17 protein-coding genes and 2 pseudogenes are annotated in these 20067 nt (G+C 65.9%); 10 read left to right on the forward strand and 9 right to left on the reverse strand.

Annotated features, from left to right (window positions below; translation table 11 throughout):
• Positions 1–80 precede the first annotated feature (80 nt).
• From AC1DSC_RS17545 to AC1DSC_RS17560, 4 genes are all read left to right on the forward strand, one after another.
• Complete coding sequence (locus tag AC1DSC_RS17545; protein ID WP_018904240.1) at positions 81–1319, forward strand: acyl-CoA dehydrogenase family protein; 1239 nt, start codon at positions 81–83, stop codon at positions 1317–1319.
• Between the two features lie 77 nt (positions 1320–1396).
• Complete coding sequence (locus tag AC1DSC_RS17550; protein ID WP_018904239.1) at positions 1397–2581, forward strand: LLM class flavin-dependent oxidoreductase; 1185 nt, start codon at positions 1397–1399, stop codon at positions 2579–2581.
• A gap of 53 nt (positions 2582–2634) precedes the next feature.
• A complete protein-coding gene (locus AC1DSC_RS17555; protein WP_062365364.1) occupies positions 2635–3660 on the forward strand; it encodes an aldo/keto reductase in 1026 nt (341 codons plus the stop codon).
• A 230-nt stretch (positions 3661–3890) separates the two neighbouring features.
• Positions 3891–4325 carry a DoxX family protein gene (locus AC1DSC_RS17560; protein ID WP_049809866.1) on the forward strand — a complete coding sequence of 145 codons (435 nt, stop codon included), beginning with the start codon at positions 3891–3893 and terminating at the stop codon, positions 4323–4325.
• Between the two features lie 409 nt (positions 4326–4734).
• Here AC1DSC_RS17560 and AC1DSC_RS17565 read toward each other — a convergent pair.
• Positions 4735–4962 (reverse strand): annotated as a pseudogene (locus tag AC1DSC_RS17565) (amidohydrolase family protein); the annotation flags it as partial.
• Positions 4963–5156: 194 nt separating this feature from the next.
• On the opposite strand from AC1DSC_RS17565, the gene AC1DSC_RS17570 reads away from it, so the two are divergent.
• On the forward strand, positions 5157–5960 hold the full coding sequence (locus tag AC1DSC_RS17570; RefSeq protein WP_018904235.1) for a MetQ/NlpA family ABC transporter substrate-binding protein: 804 nt from the start codon (positions 5157–5159) through the stop codon (positions 5958–5960).
• Between the two features lie 10 nt (positions 5961–5970).
• Complete coding sequence (locus AC1DSC_RS17575; RefSeq protein ID WP_310649288.1) at positions 5971–7572, forward strand: ABC transporter substrate-binding protein; 1602 nt, start codon at positions 5971–5973, stop codon at positions 7570–7572.
• Here AC1DSC_RS17575 and AC1DSC_RS17580 read toward each other — a convergent pair.
• Genes AC1DSC_RS17580 through AC1DSC_RS17615 form a run of 8 tightly spaced genes read right to left on the reverse strand, consistent with a single transcriptional unit; the run spans position 7563 to position 14794 of the window.
• Positions 7563–7898, reverse strand: coding sequence for a gamma-butyrobetaine hydroxylase-like domain-containing protein (locus tag AC1DSC_RS17580; protein ID WP_018904233.1), 336 nt, complete (start codon positions 7896–7898; stop codon positions 7563–7565). The genes AC1DSC_RS17575 and AC1DSC_RS17580 overlap by 10 nt on opposite strands.
• Positions 7888–8886 (reverse strand): HEAT repeat domain-containing protein, encoded by a 999-nt coding sequence (locus AC1DSC_RS17585; RefSeq protein WP_018904232.1) that lies wholly within the window; start codon positions 8884–8886, stop codon positions 7888–7890. Before AC1DSC_RS17585 ends, AC1DSC_RS17580 begins: the two co-directional genes overlap by 11 nt.
• Before the next feature lie 7 nt (positions 8887–8893).
• On the reverse strand, positions 8894–9742 hold the full coding sequence (locus AC1DSC_RS17590) for an ABC transporter ATP-binding protein (protein WP_018904231.1): 849 nt from the start codon (positions 9740–9742) through the stop codon (positions 8894–8896).
• Positions 9739–10536 carry an ABC transporter permease gene (locus tag AC1DSC_RS17595; protein WP_062365363.1) on the reverse strand — a complete coding sequence of 266 codons (798 nt, stop codon included), beginning with the start codon at positions 10534–10536 and terminating at the stop codon, positions 9739–9741. Before AC1DSC_RS17595 ends, AC1DSC_RS17590 begins: the two co-directional genes overlap by 4 nt.
• 26 nt (positions 10537–10562) lie before the next feature.
• Positions 10563–11987: an ABC transporter substrate-binding protein gene (locus AC1DSC_RS17600; protein WP_412512506.1), complete on the reverse strand. Its 1425-nt coding sequence runs from the start codon at positions 11985–11987 to the stop codon at positions 10563–10565.
• A 34-nt stretch (positions 11988–12021) separates the two neighbouring features.
• On the reverse strand, positions 12022–12255 hold the full coding sequence (locus AC1DSC_RS17605) for a 4Fe-4S dicluster domain-containing protein (RefSeq protein WP_018904228.1): 234 nt from the start codon (positions 12253–12255) through the stop codon (positions 12022–12024).
• Positions 12256–12287: 32 nt separating this feature from the next.
• On the reverse strand, positions 12288–14024 hold the full coding sequence (locus AC1DSC_RS17610; RefSeq protein WP_278873988.1) for a fumarate reductase/succinate dehydrogenase flavoprotein subunit: 1737 nt from the start codon (positions 14022–14024) through the stop codon (positions 12288–12290).
• Positions 14021–14794 carry a GntR family transcriptional regulator gene (locus AC1DSC_RS17615; RefSeq protein WP_062364592.1) on the reverse strand — a complete coding sequence of 258 codons (774 nt, stop codon included), beginning with the start codon at positions 14792–14794 and terminating at the stop codon, positions 14021–14023. Before AC1DSC_RS17615 ends, AC1DSC_RS17610 begins: the two co-directional genes overlap by 4 nt.
• Positions 14795–14889: 95 nt before the next feature.
• Here AC1DSC_RS17615 and AC1DSC_RS17620 point away from each other — a divergent pair, with 95 nt between their 5' ends.
• From AC1DSC_RS17620 to AC1DSC_RS17635, 4 genes and pseudogenes are all read left to right on the forward strand, one after another.
• Positions 14890–15087, forward strand: a complete 198-nt coding sequence (locus AC1DSC_RS17620) for a hypothetical protein (RefSeq protein WP_155247818.1) — start codon at positions 14890–14892, stop codon at positions 15085–15087.
• Positions 15088–15306: 219 nt separating this feature from the next.
• Entirely contained in the window at positions 15307–17013 is a 1707-nt protein-coding gene (locus tag AC1DSC_RS17625) for a phage integrase family protein (RefSeq protein ID WP_436288323.1), read from the forward strand.
• Positions 17014–17516: 503 nt separating this feature from the next.
• The gene (gene fusA, locus AC1DSC_RS17630; protein WP_018904224.1) at positions 17517–19532 is read left to right on the forward strand and encodes an elongation factor G; all 2016 of its coding nucleotides are present in this window, start codon (positions 17517–17519) and stop codon (positions 19530–19532) included.
• Positions 19533–19752: 220 nt separating this feature from the next.
• A pseudogene (locus tag AC1DSC_RS17635) lies at positions 19753–19876 on the forward strand (IS3 family transposase); the annotation flags it as partial.
• Positions 19877–20067 lie beyond the last annotated feature (191 nt).

Genomic DNA, 20067 nt, shown 5'->3' on the forward strand with positions numbered 1-20067 from the left:
GAAAACCGAGTTTTCTTATGCGAGAACCGATGAGGAAGGGCGCCTATATTCGCGGCTCTCCATCGCTTCCGGGAAACGCAATGAATGCCATCGATCGCGCCCTGTCGGGCGTGCCACTCCAGACGCTGATCGATCGATTGCCGGCCTTGTGCGCGGCCATCGCCGAAGGCGCCTCGCAGCGCGAACGCGAAGGTACGCTGCCTTTCGAGGCGTTCGCGCTGTTCCGCGCATCGGGCTTGGGCGCACTGCGCATTCCGGTCGAGCGCGGCGGCCCTGGCGGTTCGATCGAAGACCTCGTGCAGGTTGTCGCCACGCTTGCGGCGGCCGACTCCAACGTGGCGCACGCCTTGCGCACGCACTACAACGCCGTCGAGCTGTGGACCACGGCCCCGCCTCATCCGGATGCCGACCGGCAGCTCGCCCGCGTGCGCGAAGGCGCGCTGTTCGGCGGCGCCTTCACCGAGCTTGGCACGCCGCGTTCGGGCACGGTGACCACCACGCTCGAACGGCAGGGCGACCGTCGGGTGCTCAACGGCAGCAAGTACTACGCGACCGGCACCGCGTTCTCCGATTTCGCGAGCATCGCGGTGCGCGACGAGGAAGGCCGCGATGCAACGGTGATCGTGCCCACCGACCGCGCTGGCCTGCATGTGAAGGACGACTGGGACGGCATGGGCCAGCGCCTCACGGCCAGCGGCAGCCTGGAATTCGACGGACTGGAGGTGCAGCCCGACGAGATCGTTTTCACATCGCCGCGCAGCCTGCAGCGGCGTCATGCGGCGGCGCTGCGCCAGCTCTACCTGGTGGCGGTGGCCGCGGGCATCGTGCGCAATGTGTTCAGCGATGCCGTGCACTACGTGCGCCACCACGCACGGCCCGCGGCGCACAGCCCCGCATCGTCGGCGGTGGAGGACCACTTCACGCAATGGGTGGTGGGCGACCTGGCGACCGGCACCCACGCGGTGGACGCGCTCATCGCCCACAACGCGCGGCAGCTCGACCGCTCGGCCGCGGCCTTGAGGCGCGGCTCAGCGAACGGCGAGGTGGAGGAAGAGGGCTTGCAGCAGTTGGTGCTAGCCGGCGCACTCGCCACCGCGAAGACGCAGCTGGCCGTCAGCAAGATCGCGCTGCAGGCGGCCGAGCGCCTGTTCGAAGCGGGCGGCGCATCCGCCACTTCGCGGAAGCACAACTTCGACCGCCACTGGCGCAACCTGCGCACCATCTTCAACCACAACCCGCTGCTGCAGAAGGCGCGGGTGATCGGCGACTACCACCTCAACGGCACGACGAAGCATCTGGAGGAAGGCAAGGTTTTCTGAGTTTCGATATGCGAATTCCGGCCGTGCCAATTGCGCAGCTGCTGGTCAGAATTCGGGCTCTGGAAGGTAATCCAACAATGTCCCTGACCCACCAGCCCGGCGCCATCGCCGGTTTGGAGCGCTTCGCCGCACCGACCGAGTTCAGCGAGAGCCCGCTCTCCCAGGCCTTCAGGCAGCCCGTTCTGCTCGGGCTGTTCCTGCCGATCCAGGCGGGCGGCTGGAGCGCCTCGACCTTGCCGCGCAGCACCGACTGGCGCTTCGACTACAACAGGGATCTCGTGCTGCACGCCGAGCACCTCGCATTCGACCTCGTGTTCGCGCTCTCGCAGTGGCTGCCCAAGGGCGGCTACGGCGGCGTCTTCGACGGCAACGCGCTCGACTCGTTCATGACCACGGCCGCGCTCACCGCAGTCACCAGCCGGATCATGCTGATCTCGACCATCCACGTGCTCTACGGTCCGCTGCATCCGCTGCACCTGGCCAAGTACGCTGCCACGCTGGACCACATCTCGGGCGGGCGCTGGGGCATCAACGTGGTCACGGGCCATCGCGCGGTAGAGCACGAGATGTTCGGCTCGCAGCGCATCGAACACGACCGGCGCTACGAACTCGCAGCGGAGTTCCTGGAAGTGGTGCAGCGCCTGTGGGCCGATACCGAAAACTGGTCGTTCAAGGGCGAGTCGCCCTGGAAGCTCGACGGCGCGTTCGTTTCGCCGAAGCCGCGCTTCGGCCGTCCGGTGCTGGTGAACGCCACCGGCTCCGATGCGGGTATCGAGTTCGCGGCACGCTACTCCGACATCGTCTTCATCACCAGCCCGAGCGGCTCCAGCTTCGCAAGCGCCATCGAGGCGCTGCCCGCACACGCCGCGCGCGTGAAGCAGGCGGCCCGGCGCGTGGGGCGCGAGGTGCGCACGCTGCTCAACCCGATGGTCATCAGCCGAGAAACCGAACGCGAAACCTGGGACTACCACGACGCCATCGTCGACCACCTCGATGCCGACCCCCACGCCAGCTACAACCGCTTCGACAGCGACGCGCATGCCTGGCGCGGCCGCGTCGGCCACGACGCACCCAAGCGCCGCGCCATTGGCGGAAACATCGAGGTCATCGGCACGCCCGAGCAGGTGGTCGAGCAGTTCGTGCAGCTCAAGCGCGCGGGCATCGATGGCCTGCAACTGAGCTTCTTCGACTTCAAGCCCGACCTCAAATTCTTCGGCGACCGGATCCTGCCGCTGATGAAGCAGGCCGGGCTTCGTCTCTGACGCCTTTTCTTTCGCCAGACAGATACACAGGGAGCCTCTTTTCAATGAGCAGCATCGACTACCGTCCCCTCGGCCGCAGCGGCATCCTCGTGTCGCCGATCGCCCTCGGCACCATGATGTTCGGCGGCCAGGCCGACCGCGCCACCGCGCAGCGCATTGCCGAGCGCGCCTTCGAGCAGGGCATCAACTTCATCGACACCGCCAATGCCTACAACAAGGGCGAGTCCGAGAAGGTCGTGGGAGAGCTCGTGGCACCCAACCGCAACCGCTGGGTGCTCGCGACCAAGTTCGCCAACCCCGATCCGGACATCGCCGGTCCCAACAACAGGAGCACGGGGCGGCACGGCATCGTGCAATCGGTGGAGGCGAGCCTGAAGCGCCTGGGCACCGATCACATCGACCTCCTGTACCTGCACCGCGAGGACCGGGCCACGCCCGTGGCCGAGACCGTGCGCGCACTGGGCGACCTGATCCGCGCGGGCAAGCTGCGCAGCTACGGCCTGTCGAACCATCCTGCCTGGAAGATCGCGGAATTCGCCCGCACGGCCGATGCATTGAACGTGGACCGCCCCGCGGCCACGCAGCCGCTCTACAACCTGGCGAACCGGCAGATCGAGGCCGAGCACCTGCCCGCGGCCGAGTACTACGGCGTGGGCGTGGTGTCTTACAGCCCGCTCGCTCGCGGCGTGCTCACCGCCAAGTACCAACCCGGCAAGGCACCGCCTGCGGGCACGCGCGCGGGCCGCGACGACAAGCGCATCCTGCAGACCGAATGGCGTGCCGAATCGCTGGAGATCGCGCAGCGCGTGAAGGAGCACGTCGAGGGACGCGGCATCACGCCGGGCCAGTTCGCGCTGGCCTGGGTGCTGAACAACCGCCTCGTCACCTCGGCCATCGCCGGCCCGCGCACGCTGGAGCAGTGGGAAGACTACCTGCCCGCGCTGCAATACCGCTTCACCGATGAAGACGAAGCCCTGGTCGATGCGCTCGTGACCACCGGACATTCGTCGCTGCCGGGCTTCAACGATCCGAGCCATCCGTTCTTCGGGCGGTTGCCGCGGCATCACTCGGCGGCATGAATGCCGTGCCTGCGGGGCAATATCTGAAAGGAAAAGCCGTCCTGCGTAGCCAGCTCGGCGGGCGGAACACACTGCCGAAGTAGCTCGCGAGGCGATGGAACTGCGCATCGTCGTCGCATGCGCCCATTGCGCATGTGCTTATGCACAAATCTCGCTTGGATCTCGGTTGGCCGGCGCCACAGAATCCCGGTGCGTCTCTCCTTGTTCAATCTTTCCATAGGCCTCTTGTCATGACCATTGCCAATACAGACCGTCTGGTTCCGCCCGCTCTCTCGGTGCTGCGCATCGTCTCGGCCTATCTGCTGATCCAGCACGGCTCGGCGAAGCTGTTCGGTGTTCCGCACGTGGCGTTCTTCGACAACCTTCAACTGGTCTCGCTGCTCGGCGCGGCAGGCGTGCTGGAGTTCTTCGGCGGCATCCTGCTGCTGATCGGGTGGTTCACGCGGCCGGTGGCGTTCGTGCTGTCGGGTCTGCTGGCGTTCGCGTATTTCATCGGCCATGCGCCCAAGGGGTTCGTGCTTGCTCCTTCGCTCAACCAGGGAGAGGCGGCAGTGCTGTTCTCGTTCGTCTTCCTGTTCATCGCGGCAGCCGGTGCCGGCCCGTGGAGCATCGATGCCTGGCGGCACCGTGTACCCACGACAGGCGGCGGCGCTGCCGCGGCATAAGCTCAGGTCGAATCGATCGCCTCGGGCCCGCAACGGGTGCGCGACATCGCGGGCGAGCAGGCCGACGCGTTACTTGCTGGACGTGTCGCCATCATTGATGTGTGGCGTCCCGCTGCCCAACCCGCGCGCGACTGGCCGCTGGCCCTGGGCGATGCAAGCACCACCGACCTGACGACCTGATCGCCTCCGGCCTGATCTTCCCCATCGCGCGGGAAAGACCTACGGCGTGGCCTTCAACCCGGCGCGGCGCTGGCTCTACATTCCCGATCTGCAGCCCCGACGAAGCGCCGCTGATCAAGTGCTGGGATTCCGATGCGTCGGTGGCCCGATTTGCGCCGCACACCGGCTTCGAGGAAAGACGATGAAGTCGTCTTGACCGCCATGGAACCGACCACACGCTGCGCTACGAGCGCTCCTCGGCCGTCTGTTTGTACCAGTTCTTGCCGCCGCCATGGCGCGTAGCGAAACGGCTGCCCAGTGCGTTGACCAGCTTGCTGCGGCCGTACTGCGCCACGTAGTCCTCGAGCACGGGAGCGCAGTCGTTGACGTGAACATCTGTGTCGATCACGAGATGGTTGAGGCCGGCCTTCATGGCGGCGGAGCGCGATGCGTGCACGCGGTTCAAACGATTGCTCATCTGCGGGTTCCTTGGAGGGAAAAGGAACCGCAGGCTACGCGCGGCCCCTTCGCCCCAGCGCATGCAAAAAACAGATATGCAAGCGCCTATCCGTTGTTTGGGCCCGGGAATGTCGCGGCTAACCTGCGACACCCAAGCTTTCCCATCCTGAGGAAAGCATTCCGAAAAAATCACTTCTTGAGGGAGTCCCGAACATGTTGCTTTCATTCCGACGCGCCCATTTCATCGTGGCACTCGCCATCACCAGCCTCGGCGCCGCCGCGCAGGCGCAAGAGGCGCTGCGTGTGGCTGCGTCGCCCGTGCCGCACGCGGAGATCCTGGAGTTCGTCCGGCCGCAGCTGAAGGCGCAGGGTGTCGACCTGCAGGTGAAGGTGTTCAACGACTATGTGCAGCCGAACCTTGCCGTGAGCGACAAGCAGCTGGATGCCAACTTCTTCCAGAACCGCCCCTACCTCGAATCGTTCACCAAGGACCGGAAGTCGGACATCGTCGAGGTTCCGAACAGCGACGTGCACATCGAGCCCTTCGGTGCCTACTCGCAGAAGATCCGCAAGACCTCCGAGCTGCGCGAGGGCGCGGTCGTGGCGATCCCGAGCGACCCCTCCAACTCGGGCCGCGCGCTGGCGCTGCTGGCGAAGCAGGGACTGATCAAGCTGAAAGATCCGTCCAACATCAAGTCGACGGCGCGTGACATCGTTGCCAATCCGAAGAAGCTGGTGATCCGCGAACTCGAATCGGCCCAGCTGCCGCGCGCGCTGCCAGATGTCGATCTCGCGCTGATCAACACCAACTATGCGCTCGAGGCCAAGCTCGATCCGGCCAAGGATGCGCTCTTCATCGAGGACGGCCGCAAGTCGCCCTATGCCAATTTCATTGCGTCGCGCAGCGACAACGTGAGTTCGCCGGCCATCGCCAAGCTGGTGGCTGCGCTCCATACGGCCGAGGTCCGCAAGTTCATCCAGGACAAGTACAAGGGCGCCGTGATTCCGGCCTTCTGAGCGAAAAGACATGAAACGTTGGACCTACACGCGGGCCATGCCGCACTTTTTCGCGGCATGGGCCGTGGCTGCCGCTTTTGCCTTTGCCACATTGCCGGCGACTTCCCAGCCGCGCCCAGGTGGCACATTGACCTGGCTGATCAACCCCGTTCCTTCCTCGATCGTGCCGCTCACGACCACGGCCGGCGGAAACGCCGAGATCGGTCCGAAGATCGTCGAAGGCCTGCTGACCTATGACTACGACCTCAAGCCCAAGCCGCTGCTCGCCACCGCGTGGTCGCTGAGCAGGGACGGCCTGCAGTACACGTTCGAGCTGCGCAAAGGCGTGAAATGGCATGACGGTCGGGACTTCACCTCGGCAGACGTGGCCTTCTCGATCCTCACGCTCAAGCAGGTGCATCCGCGCGGGCGCGGCACCTTTGCCAATGTGGTGGACGTGAAGACGCCCGATGCGCACACCGCGATCATCGTGCTGAGCAAGCCGTCGCCGTTCCTGCTCACGGCGCTGGCCTCGACCGAGTCACCGATCGTGCCGAAGCACCTTTACGAAGGCACCGATATCGCGTCGAGCAAGTACAACAGCGCGCCGGTGGGCACCGGCCCCTTCGTGTTCAAGGAGTGGGTGCAGGGCAGCCACATCATCCTCGAGCGCAACCCGAACTACTGGGACAAGCCCAAGCCGTACCTCGACCGGGTGGTGGTGCGTTTTGTGCTCGATGCCGCGTCGCGTGCGGCGGCGCTGGAGTCGGGCACGGCCGACCTGGCGAACGGAACGGGCGGCATCCCGCTGTCGGACGTCGAGCGGTTCAAGAAGCTGGCGGGCATCGAGATCGACACGCGCATCTCGCCCTACCTCGGCAGCCATCAGCAGATCTACTTCAACCTGGACACGCCTGCGCTGCAAAAGCGCGAAGTGCGAAAGGCGATTGCTCAGGCCATCGATGTCAATGCGTTTGCCAAGACGGTGTGGTACGGCTACGGAACGCCCTCGGCATCGCCGATAGGGAAGGGCATCTCGCGCTATCACGACGCGAGCATCCAGCCGTATCCGTTCAACCCGAAGGAAGCCGAAGCGGCACTGGAGGCGGCCGGATTCAAGCGCGGCGCCGGCGGTACGCGCCTGAAGCTGCGGGTGCTCTACAACCCCTTCCAGGAGCGGCGCGCCGCGGACTTCGTGCGCCAGTCGCTGGGACGCATCGGCATCGATGCCGCGGTCGAGAGCTACGACTTTGCAACCTACGTCAATAAGACCTATACCGAACGGGCCTTCGACATCACGCTGGAAAGCCTCACGAACCTGTTCGATCCCACGGTGGGCGTGCAGCGCGTGTTCTGGTCGAAGAACTTCAAGGTCGGGCTGCCGTTCTCCAATGCGCCGCACTACGTGAATCCGGAGGTCGACCGCCTGCTGGAAGCCGCGGCAGTCGAGACCGACGAAGCCAAGCGCCGGCAGCTGTTCACCGAGTTCCAGCAGATCGTGCATCGCGACATTCCCTCCATCGAGTTGGGGGCCAATCCTGCGATCACCGTACTGGCGAAGAAGGTGCGCAACTATGCCCCTACCGGGGAGCACATCCGGGGAAGCTTCGCGGACCTGTACCTTCAGCCGTGATCGGCGGCCGTCAGCGCCTGGGCGAGGTTTTTTTCCAACAGCTCTCTCAGGAAGCGCCAGGGGAAGATGCCCCGGTCGTGGCCGTCGCCGAACACGAACTGCACGCCGTACGCGCCCACCGGCCGAATGTCCGTAAGCCGCAGGTCTGCAGCTGACGGCAACAATCTCGCTTGACCATCGTGCTGGGCCGCGCGCTGGGCCTTGCAATCGGCGCAAGGGCAACTCGATCTCAGCAACTGGTATGGCGCCAGATGCTGTGTGCCATCCGCCCAACGGAACTCCAGCGCAGCGCGCGCGCGATGGTCGACGATGGATTCAGGTGCCATGTTCCGTCGCACCGATCTGCGCGATTGCCAGCCGGGCTGATTTGCGCACTTCCGGGTCCGCGTCGGCGGCGGCGATTTCGAGCGCGGGCAGCGCGGCCGCATTGCCGATCTCGCCCAGTGCAAGCGCCGCTTCCTTGCGCAGGTTGCTGATGCTGTGGCCCAGCGTCACGAGCAGCGCCGCGACGCTTCCGGTGCTGCGCAGCCGGCCCAGGCTGCGGGCCGCGCGCAGGCGTACCTGCCAATAGGCGTCGTCCAGGGCCACCAGCAGCGCTTCGGATGCGGCCGGCTGCTGCAGCTTGCCGAGCGATGTCGCGGCTTCTTCCCGCACCTGCCAGCTCGCGTCGCGCAGCGCGGTTTCCAGTGCGGCGCGCGCGTCGGCGTTGCCGATGGCAAACGCCAGCGCGCCCACCGCGGCCCGGCGCACTTCATCGACGGGGTCGGACATGGCGATGCCGGTCAGTGCAGGGAGGGCTGGGGCGTGCTTCAGGTACCCGAGCACGCCAATGGCTTCCCGGCGCAGCGCGATGGCCTCGACGCTGTCCTGCGCAGACCGCGGCTCCTGCAGGACCGCCAGGGCAGGGCCAGCGCTGGCCGGTACCCGCAGCTCGCGCAGCGCGCGCAGCACGGCGGCGCGCACCCGCGTTGCTGCAGCGCTTGCATACGGCAGCAGCCAGGCGGCTGACGCAGGCTCCTTCAGTTCGGCAAGGCTGTGGGCGGCGGCCTCGCGCACCTGGGCATCGGCGTCATCGAGCACTTGCGCAAGCCCTTCGACAGCCGCCTGGTTCTCCATGGTTTCGAGCGCCAGCGCCGCAGCGGCGCGCACGGCGGGCGCATCGTCGCGCAGCGCGGCGACCAAGAGCGGCGTGTGCGCCTCGTCGGCCAGGTCGCCAAGGTCCATCACGGCGATGCGGCGTACTTCGGCGTCGGGTGAGTCCAGCCGCGTGGCAATGGCCTGCAGTTCGGGATCGTCGAGGAGGGCGGGGTTCATTTTTCTTTCAGATGGCAAAGCGCAGCTGCGCCGCGGCGGGCGCGCCGAGCGGCGTGAGGCGATCCAGCGGTGCGCCTGCGCCCGCATGCGGATGCAGCAGTTGCAGGCAGCGGCGCTTGAGCGCGGTGAATTCGGACGACGTGACCAGCGAGGGATCGCGTGGCCGCTCGAAACCAAGCTCGAACTCGGCCACGATCCGGCCCGGCCGCGGACCCATCACGAGCACCCGGTCGCCCAGGAACAGCGCCTCGTCGATGTCGTGGGTGATGAAGACGATGGTGGTGCGCACGCGCGCCCAGGCGTCGAGCAGCTGGCGCTGCATCATGAGGCGGGTCTGGGCGTCGAGCGCACCGAAGGGTTCGTCCATCAGCATCACGCGTGGATGGTTGATGAGCACCCGCGCAATTTCCGCGCGCTGCTGCATGCCACCCGAGAGCTGCGACGGATAGAAACCGGCAAAGTCGTCCAGGCCGACGAGGCGCAGCATTTCACGCGCACGCGCGTGCCGTTCGCGGCGGCCCACGCCCTGCATCTTCAGTCCGAAAGCAACGTTGTCGAGCACCTTCTTCCACGGAAAGAGCGTGTGGTGCTGGAAGACCAGGCCTCGGTCCGGATGCGGCCCGCGCACAGGCTCGCCGTCCACGCTGATGGTGCCGCCTGCCGGTGCAAGATGGCCGGCAAGCGCACCCAGCAGCGTCGACTTGCCGCAGCCCGAAGGGCCGAGCAGGCAGACGAACTCGCCGGGCTTCACATGCAGGGTGATGTCCTGCACCGCATCGAAGGCCTGGGCACCATGGCCAAGGCGCACGCGCACGCCGTCGAGGGCGATCCGCCCAGTCTGCACGTCGGCCTTCATTTTCTTTTCTCCTGCACGGCGCGCCACGGCATCAGCGCCTGCCCGGCCCGCCGAACGAGCGCGCTGCTGCCCATGCCGAGCACGCCGATGAAGAGCATGCCCACGACGATGTCGGCGTAGTTCTGGATCGTGTACGACATCCAGGTGTAGTAGCCGATGCCGAACTGGCCCGAGATCATCTCGGCCGTGACGAGGCAGAACCATGCAGTGCCCATGCCGATGGCCAGCCCTGTGACCACGCTCGGCAGCGCGCCGGGCAGGATCACCTCGCGGAACACCGCGAGACGGCCCGCGCCCAGGCTGCGCGCCGAAGCGACGAGGCGTGCATCGACAGCCTCGACGCCGTGCACGGTGTTGAGCAGCACCGGAAACAGCGCACCGACGAAGGTGATGAACACCATCGACGCCTCCGAGGACGGAAACATCAGGATGGCCAGCGGTATCCACGCCACCGCCGGGATCGGGCGCAGCACTTCGAGCGGCGGCAGCAGCGTGTCTTCGGCCCAGCGGGCGCGGCCGATCGCAAGGCCGAGCGCCACGCCGGCAATGGCCGCCAGCCCGAAGCCGATGAACACGCGGCGCAGGCTCGCCCCCAGGTGCTGCAGCACCAGCGGCGATTGCAGGAGCGACCAGGCCGACTCAGCCACTTCACCCGGCGGAGGCACATTCTGGAAAGTGACGACGCCCAGGTTGATGCGTTCGCGCGTGGCGAGGTGCCACGCAACCACGCACAGCACCAGTGCCGCAATGCGCCAGGCCGTGCGTCGCAGGTTGCCGTTGAAGAAGCTGCCCATCGTGATGCTCGCGAACAAGAACGGCCTTAGCCGGCCAGCGCGGCACGCACGCCCGCAAAGTCGGCCACCTTGCCGCCGTGCTTTGCGGCCCAGCCTTCGGCCTGGTCCTTGAGCAGGAAGGCATCGACCTCGCCCTTGGCGCCGAGCACGAACCACGCGTCGGCCGCCAGCAGCTTGTTGCCGCTGTCGCGGTCCTGCGCATAGACCACGCGCGCCTTCTTGCCCGACTTCTCGAGCTTCTGCAGGTCGCCGAAGGCGTTCTCGGGCGAGGCGTAGTGCCGCACGAGCGGCTCGCCGGCCACCCAGACCTGGGCCACGCGGCTCACATCGGTGATCGGCTTGCCCGTGGCGGCGTCCTTGGCCACCAGCGGGGAACGGGCATAGTTTTTCAGCTGCCTGTCGTAGTCCAGGCCGGCCTCCTTGAAGGCGGCGCGAATGAAGCCGTCCTGCACGAAGGCATTGGCATCGATGTCGTTGTCGGTGCGTTTCAGCAGGCGCAGCGTGTCGAGCGATGTCTTCACGGCCTGGCGGTACTCGGGCTTCCAGCTCAGGTCGCGGGTCTGCAGGCCGAGCGGGCCATGGAACAGGTAGTTGACCTCCGCCTCGATGCCGGTGACCTTGGCGATCAGCTCGCTGTACTTTTCAGGCTCCGCAGCCACCAGGCGGTCGGCCTCCAGCGCGGCGCGCAGATAGGCGGCCACGACTTCGGGGTATTTCTTCGCATAGTCTTCGTCGACCAGGCTGCCATGGAAGGTGGGGACGTTGGCCTGCGAGCCGTCGTAGATCTTGCGCGCGAAGCCGCGGTAGGGAAACAGTTCGGCAAAGGGCACGAAGTCCGCGTGCGCCTCGACCTTGCCCGCCTGCAGCGCGGGGCCGGCCACCTCGGGCGCCTGCGTGGTGATGTTCACGTCTTTCAGCGGGTCCCAGCCCTGCGCCTGGATGGCGCGCAGCAGCATGCCGTGCGAAGTGGACGCGAAGGGCACCGAGATGGTCTTGCCCTTGAGTTCGGCGAGCGACTGCACCTTCGAATCCTTCGGCACGACGATACCGTTGCCGCTGCCGGTGGTGCTGCCCGAGAGCACGGTGATGAAGATGCTCTTGCGTCCCGCCTTCTGAAAGGCCGCGCCGTTGAAGCTGCCCGGAAAGTCGGCCATCGAGCCGAGGTCGAGCTTGCCCGCGACCATTTCGTTCGTCAGCGGCGCGCCGGAGGTGAAGTTCTTCCATTCGATCTGGTATTGCGCGTCCTTGTACTTGCCGGTGCGCGGCAGGTATTTTTCAAGCAGCTTCAACTCGCGGATCAGCAGGCCGCCTGTGGCGCAGTTGATGGTGGTGTCTTGCGTGCCGATGGCGACGCGAATGGTTTCAGCCTGGGCAGCGGGCAATGCCAGCAACAGGCCGAAGGTAGCGCCCCACAAAGACAGGGTGCGACTCAGGATTCTCTGGGTCTTCATCGTGATGCTCCGGTTTGAATGCAGTGGCTGCGGCTCAGCGCAGCAGATAAGGAATGTCGACGGTGACCGCGCCGGTGGGGCAGTCTTTCTCGCAAGGCATGCAGTACCAGCATTCGTCGAACTTCATGTAGGCCTTGCCCTTGCTGAGGTCGATGGCGAGCACGTCGAGAGGGCAGACGTCCACGCAGACGGTGCAGCCCTTGTGGGCAATGCACTTGTCCTCGTCCACGCGCACGGGCACGCTGGTGGGGTTGAAGGCGAGGGGCATGTGGGACTCTCTTCTTGTCGGGATTGGGGGTGTCACGCCGCGACCGGCTCGCGTGCCTCGGCGGGTACGCGCAGATGCTGGTAGGCCGACATCTCATGGGCTTCGAGCGGCACGATGTAGGGGTCCACCGGGCGCTTGAAGCTCACCATCGCGTCGCCCTGCTTTTGCAGCTGTGTGTGGCAGAACCAGTCGCGGTCATTGCGCTCGGGAAAATCCACACGGTGGTGGTACAGGCCCCAGCGGCTTTCGGTCCGGTAGAGCGACGCGCGTGCGGCCATCTCGGCGCAATCGCGAATGGCGTGCACTTCCATCGCGCGCATGAGTTCGTGCGGGCCGGGGGCGGCAAGCTGTTCGAGGTCTTCGTGGATCTGCTCGAAGCGCGAAAGGCCGATCTCCATCTTGCGCGTGACCTTGGGCGGCTGCAGGTAGTCGTTGACCATGCGGCGCAGCTTGTATTCGATCTGCGCCGGCGGCAGGCCGCCGGTGCGCAAGAGCGGCGCGCTGACGCGGGCATGCTCGCGCGACACCTGTTCTTCGTCGAGCGCAGGCAGCTCGACTTCCGCGCAATGCCGCGCCGCGCTTTCGCCCGCGAGCCGGCCATAGACGAAGGCGCCGAGCATGTAGTTGTGCGGCACGCAGGCCAGGTCGCCTGCGGCATGCAGGCCCGGCACCGTCGTGCGCGCGTGCTCGTCCACCCACACACCCGACGCCGAATGGCCGCTGCAAAGGCCGATCTCCGAGATGTGCATCTCCACCATCTGGTCGCGGTAATCGGTGCCGCGCCCGGCGTGGAAGCGGCCGCGGCTGGGGCGTTCGTTGGTGTGCAGGATCTGCTCGATGGTAGCGATGGTCTCCTCGGCCAGGTGGTTGAGCTTGAGGAAGACGGGGCCGTTGCCGCCCTGGAGCTCGTTGTAGAACTCCATCATCATCTGGCCGCTCCAGTAGTCGCACTCGATGAAGCGCTCGCCCTTGTTGTTGGTGGTGTGGCCACCGAAGGGGCCCGTCACGTAGGCGCAGGCGGGGCCGTTGTAATCCTTGATCAGTGGGTTGATCTGGAAGCACTCGATGCCTGAGAGCTCCGCGCCCGCGTGGTAGGCCATGCTGTAGCCATCGCCCGCATTGGTGGGATTTTCGTAGGTGCCGAAGAGATAGCCGGAGGAGGGTAGGCCCAGGCGCCCGGCCGCGCCGGTGGCCAGCACCACGGCCTTGGCACGGATCACGTGGAACTCGGCCGTGCGGCAGTCGAACGCCATGGCGCCCGCGATGCTGCCGTCGGCCGCGGTGAGAAGGCGCGTCACCACCAGGCGCTGCGACATCTCCACGCGCGTGCGCTTCAGGCGCCGGTACAGCACGTTCTTGATGTTGTGGCCCTCTGGCATCGGCAGCACGTAAGTGCCCATGTGGTGCACCTTGCGCATCGCGTACTCGCCGGTCTCGTCCTTCTCGAACTTGACACCCCACCGGTCGAGCTCCTCGATCATCGAATAGCTGTTGCGCGCATAGGCCATCACCGTCTTCTGGTTGACGATGCCGTCGTTGGCGGTGGTGATCTCCTTCACATACTGCTCGGGCGTGGCAAAGCCGGGCACCACTGCGTTGTTCAGGCCGTCCATCCCCATCGAGATGGCGCCGCTGCGCTTGACGTTGGCCTTCTCCAGCAACAGGACTTCGAGCTTCGGATTCGCTTCCTTCGCCTTGACGGCCGCCATCGGTCCGGCCGTGCCGCCGCCGATGACCAGCACGTCGACGGTGCGGGTAATGATGTTCATGGATGGGCCTTCGTCGTCGGGTTGGCGCGTGCGATGCGAAGCCGGTGCTGGAACGCATCGCCGCGGAAATAGAGGTCTTCGAAATCCAGGGGCGCGCCGTCTGCCGTGTGGGTGAGGCGCTCCACGCGCAGCACGGCCGTTCCCTCGGGCACGCTCAGCGCGCGCGAAAGCACCTCGTCCGCGAGCATTGCGTCGATCTGCAGATCGGCGTGGCCAAGGGCGATGCCGTAGTCGTTTTCCAGGATCAAGAAGATGTCGCGCCCGGCCAGGTCCGCCTGGCGAAGCCGCTCCCCGATGGCGTGGGGCAGGTAGGTCACTTCGTAGGACACCGGCGCGCGGTTCAGATGCCGCACGCGCTTGATCTGCGCCACCGGCGTGCCCTCCGCCAGACCCAGTTGCTGCGCAACGCGAGGGGAGGCGGGCACGGTCTTGTGGCTCGTCACCTGGTTGCGGATCTCGTAGCCCATGCGCACCATCGCTTCGGCAAACCCTTCGAGCTGCCCGAGGTGCTGGAACGCCTTGGGCTTTGCAACGAAGGTGCCCTTGCCTGGGATCTTGAAGATCAGGTTCTCGCGCTGCAGGTCGCTCAGCGCCTGGCGCACCGTGATGCGACTGACCTTGAACAGCGCAACCATTTCGCTTTCGGAAGGCAGTTGCGCATGCGGGGCATAGGTGCCGTCGAGGATGCGCTCGCGCAGCACCTCGCGCACCTGGGTGTAGAGCGGGACGGGAGAAAAGGCTATCGGCTCGAGAGCCCTGGCGACTTGCATGTGGCTGACCTGTTATGACCGGTTGGATGAGGTCGAATGCTAGCCAGCGAGGTCCCTGCCGTTAAATAACGAAAACGTGCTTCGATATTCGGAAAATGATTGAACTGCTGTTCGAGGGCAACCGAAGCTCGAAGCTGTTGGCCCGCGCCATCTTGTTGTGGGCCACTCTCGGTCTATTTGGTGGCCTTGCTAAACGCTGGCATCGCGTGAGCGGAGTCTGGCAGCAGGTTCGACTGGCGGTAATGGGGTGTTTGCGTGCCAATGGTTCTCGTGGGTTGATCTCCTGCCCGTGAGGGCGTGTTCCCATATTCGAATGGTGCGGTGGCGTAAGCGACCACCAGTACATCCTCGCAACGCAATTGGAAGATGGCTCCGTTGCCTTCGTGCAGCTTGGTCGGAAAGACTTTGGCGCCTTGCCGCACATCCGGCTCACCGCCTCGGGTGCCTCGCATCTTCCATTGAGATAACTCTTCTTATCACAATAGCAAGTTTATGCGGCTAAACTGGCCTACATGAAAGTACGCACCGCCAGCAGGGCAGAGGCCGGAAATGGCGATTTCCCCAGCGCTTCGCAACTGGCGGCGCTGCGCGCTTGGTACGCGGGCCTGCCGGCGCGCGCTGCCGTCGAGCAGTACCTCGGGGAGAGCAAGGCCACGGGACAGTCCTCTCGCGCCATGCTGGGCGATATCCGGCGCCAATTGGCAAGCTACGCACGGGCGCGGCACCGAGACGACCTGGCCTCGCTGATCGCGCATCCGGCGGCCGAGCGCGAGCAACGCGCCCGAGCGGTCAGGGATGCCATCGAGAAGCTGCGGCAGTTGCCCCTGCCTGCGCCGATGGTGACGGATGCCGTCGATCGGTGGCTGCCGACACGTTCCGCGCGGGCTCTGCAAAACGCCGGCATCCGGACGCTGGCCGATCTGACGGTGCGGGTGCCGCGCCGGCGCCGCTGGTGGGCCGCCGTGCCCGGCCTGGGGGCACGCAGTGCGCGTCAGATCGAGGCATTCTTTGCCGCCCACCCGGCCCTGACCGAGCGGGCGAGGGCGCTGGTGGTCATGCCGCGGACCGAGACCGCGCCGTGGGAGCACCTGGTCGTGCCGCAAGAGGTCGACGGTTCCCGGGGCACCTTCCGGGCGCCGCAGGCCACCTGCACCCTGTCGGCGAGCAATGACTACGAGGCCGTCCAGGCCTGGCTGAGCCTGCAGGACGCCGCAGCGACCCAGCGTGCCTACCGCAAGGAAGCCGAGCGGCTCATGCTGTGGGCGATCCTCGAGCGCGGCAAGGCGCTGTCGTCGCTGACGACCGAGGATGCCGTGGCCTACCGAGCCTTTTTGCGCCGGCCATCCCCGCGGGAGCGCTGGGTCGGACTCGCGCGGCCGCGCACGTCCGCGGAATGGCGCCCCTTCCAGGGACCGCTGGCGCCGCGTTCCGTGGCGTACGCACTGTCCGTGATCGGCGCGCTGTATCGCTGGCTGATCGAGCAGCGCTATGTGCTGGCCAATCCGTTTGCCGGCGTGAAGGTCAAGGGAACAAGCCGTGGCGGCGCTCTGGATGCATCCCGGGTGTTCACGGAGCATGAATGGACGCTGATTCGCTCCACTGCCGACGGCATCGAGTGGATCGGCGGATGGAGCGAGGAGGGCGCCCAGCGCCTGCGCTTCGTGCTGGATTTCTGGTACGCGACGGGCCTGCGGCCCAGCGAGATGGTCGATGCCCGGCTGGGCAGCCTCGAGCACGATGCACAGGGCGACGATTGGCTGCATGTGGTCGGCAAAGGCAGCAAACACGGCAAAGTCGCCTTGCCGCTGCTGGCGCGAGGCGCGCTCGACCAATATCTGGCACAACGGGGTCTGCCCGTGACGCGGTCGCGCTGGAACCCGAAGACCGCATTGATCCCCGGCCTGGCAGAAGACGGGACCGGGATCAGCGCGTCGCGCCTGTGGTCGGTCATGCGCCGCTTCTTCCTCCACGCCGCGCAGGCCTTGGAGGGTGTGAGCCCGTCCACGGCGGATAAGCTCCAGCGTGCCACGCCGCACTGGATGCGGCACACCCATGCGACTCATGCGCTCGCGCGCGGCGTCGAGCTGACGACCGTGCGGGACAACCTGCGGCATGCCTCCGTGGCGACCACCTCGGTCTATCTCCATACCGACGAGGTCAAGCGGGCCAGGCAGATCGGGGAGGCTTTTCCGGCGCGGTCGTCGACGAGAGCGACCTAATCTGAGGCGCTCGGCTGCGCGAGTACAGGGGAGGGGCGAAGGGCCTTTCGCGATGCAGACATCAACGACAGCCGCCGCGCGCAAGCAGGGCTCGGGTGAACCCATGGCGTCCCGTGTCATTGGCCCAACGTTCAACTTGCGCGGAAATCGCCCCTCCCTCACAATCCGCCCCACCATGAAATTCACTCAAGCTATCGAGGCGTTCATCGCCACCTGACATCGCCCTCGATCGCGTTCGGAAGGCGTTGCGCCTTCCGGTTTCAAGAACCCCGGCAGGCTCGTCCCTCCGGGGTTTTGTTTTTTCGTCGTTTCATTCCCTCTTCACACCATGCGTACCTACGACAAGCTGATCGCCACGATTCCCGCTCGCCGGAGCGTGGACACCGTGCGCCCGGGCTCCGGCCGCAGCACCCCTTTGCACGACACCGTTCGTCGCTAGCCCTCAGGCGGATCTTTGCCTGGGGCCAGCGGCAGCCCCAAGCATTCAAGAAGAAAGATTCGTCATGAACCCGAACCCCAGGAACATCCGCAACATCGGCATCATTGCCCACGTCGACGCGGGCAAGACCACCACCACCGAACGCATCCTGTTCTATGCCGGCGAGAGCCACCGCATGGGCGACGTCAGCGCGGGCACGACCCGCATGGACTTCGATCCGCAGGAACGCGCACGCGGCATCACCATCAGCAGCGCAGCCATCACGGTCCACTGGAACGGCACGCAGATCAACCTGATCGACACGCCCGGCCACATCGACTTCAATATCGAAGTGAACCGCTCCTTGCGCGTGCTCGACGGTGCCGTGGTCGTGTTCGACGGCGTGGCCGGCGTGGAACCGCAGACGGAAACCAATTGGCGCCTGGCGGACAAGTACCGCGTGCCGCGCATCGCCTTCGTCAACAAGCTCGATCGGCTGGGCGCCGACTTCCTGCGCGTGGCCGCGATGATGGAAGAGCGTCTCGGCGTGAAGGCCGTGGTGGTGCAATTGCCCATCGGTACGGAAGGCGGTTTCCGCGGCGTGGTCGACCTCGTCGGCATGCGCGCGCTCGTCTGGAACAAGGACGATGCGAGTGAGCCATACCGTGAGTGCGAAGTGCCGATTGGCATGCGCGAAGCCGCGCAGCAACATCGCGCGCGCCTCGTGGCGCTGGCGGTGGAGCACGATGAAGCCGCGACCGACGCCTATCTGGATGGCGAAGAGATCGGCGTCGACGTGCTGCACGCATGCATCCGCAAGGGCGTGCTGGCCAATGCTTTCGTGCCTGTGCTGGCCGGGTCAGCGTACAGGAATCGCGGCGTGGAGCCTCTGCTCGATGCCGTCGTGAACTGGCTGCCTAAACCGGGCGACGCGGTGAACTGCGATGCGCAGGCGCCGTTCGCAGCGCTCGCGTTCAAGGTGGCCAGCGACGATCACGGCGCGATGGTGTTCGTGCGTGTCTACAGCGGTCGGCTGCGACGCGGCGATGCCGTGCTGAACGCCACGACGGGGCGCATGGAGCGTGCGTCGCGGCTGTACGAAGTCCATGCGGACGATCGCATCGAGCGCGATGAACTCGTGGCGGGCGACATTGCCGCCATCGTCGGGCTGAAGGACACGCTGACCGGTCACACGCTGTGCGACCGTGAGCATCCGGTGCAGCTGGAGCAGATCAGCGTGCCCGAGCCTGTCATTCACGTGGCGATCGAGGCCAAGGCACGCAACGACCAGCAGGCGCTGGCGAAGGCGCTGCACGCGATGTTGCGCGAGGATCCGAGCTTGCAGCTTCGGCAGGATGCCGAGTCGGGCCAGACCATCCTTTCGGGCATGGGCGAGCTGCAGCTCGATGTCTCCATCGAGAAGTTGCGCGCGAAGTACGGCGTCGAAGTTTCGGTGGGGCGGCCGCAGGTCGCCTACCGAGAGACGATTTCAAGAGAAGTGGGGGTGAACCATGTTCACAAGAAGCAGACCGGCGGGCCCGGTCAGTTCGCAGCGCTGACGCTGCGACTCGCGCCGCTGGCGCGCGGGGAGGGCATCGTCTTCGAAAGCCAGGTGGTGGGCGGCGCGATTCCGCGGGAGTTCATTCCTGCAGTCGAAGCCGGCGTTCGCCGTGCGGCGCAAGCGGGCGTGGTGGCAGGCTATCCCTGTGTGGACTTCGTGGCCACGTTGCTGGATGGCAGCTATCACGAGAGCGATTCGTCGCCGATGGTCTTCGAACTGGCCGCAGCCGCGGCGTTTCGCGATGCAGTGGCCAAGGCTGCGCCGCAGGTGCTCGAGCCGGTGATGGCCGTGGAGGTCGTCACGCCGGCCGACTACCTCGGCGATTGCATCGGTGACCTGCACCGCCGGCGCGGCATGGTGCGCGGACAGACGATGCGCGGCAACGCGATCGCGGTCGAAGCGCATGTGCCGCTGAAGGAGATGTTTGGCTACATCGGCAGCCTGCGTGCGCTGTCGTCGGGCCGGGCACATTACGCGATGCAGTTCGACCACTACGAAGTGGCGTCCGCTCGTGAAATGGCGACGCTCTTGCAGAGCTAGTCTTGAAGGGCGCGGTCCGCGGGGATCGCGCCCTCATTTTTTTGGAGTCCGCTTTGCAGCGGTGGCTCTCGGCGGCGACCGGACGTTGAACTCACGCTCTTTGCCCCTTAATGATCATAGCGGTGCCGCGACGTCGGCGGCTCCCTTTGTACGGCGGCTTCCGCTGGCAAAGCAGGCGAGGACGAGCGAGAAAATCTCGGCACTGCTGAGATAAGTCCCTGGCATAGAGCCGTCAGTGGGCAGCAAGGGCGACTCCCTATGACAGCGCCCTGGCCGAGACGATCAACGGCCTCCGCAAGGCCGAGTTGATCCATCGCCGTGCGCCGTGGAAGACCAAGGAGGCGTGGAGTTCCAATTGCACATCTTCGATGCAGATACGGGCGAGATCCAATGGCGCCAGATCAAACGCGCGAGACTCACCGAATTCTTCGTCAAGTGCGTTCCAAGCCTGGTCGCAATGGAAGCGTGTGGCGCCTCCTGCTGGGGTAGAAAAATCGGCAACTGGGTCACAAGGTCACAAGGTCACGAGGTCACG

Source organism: Variovorax sp. 01N425 (assembly GCF_056399465.1).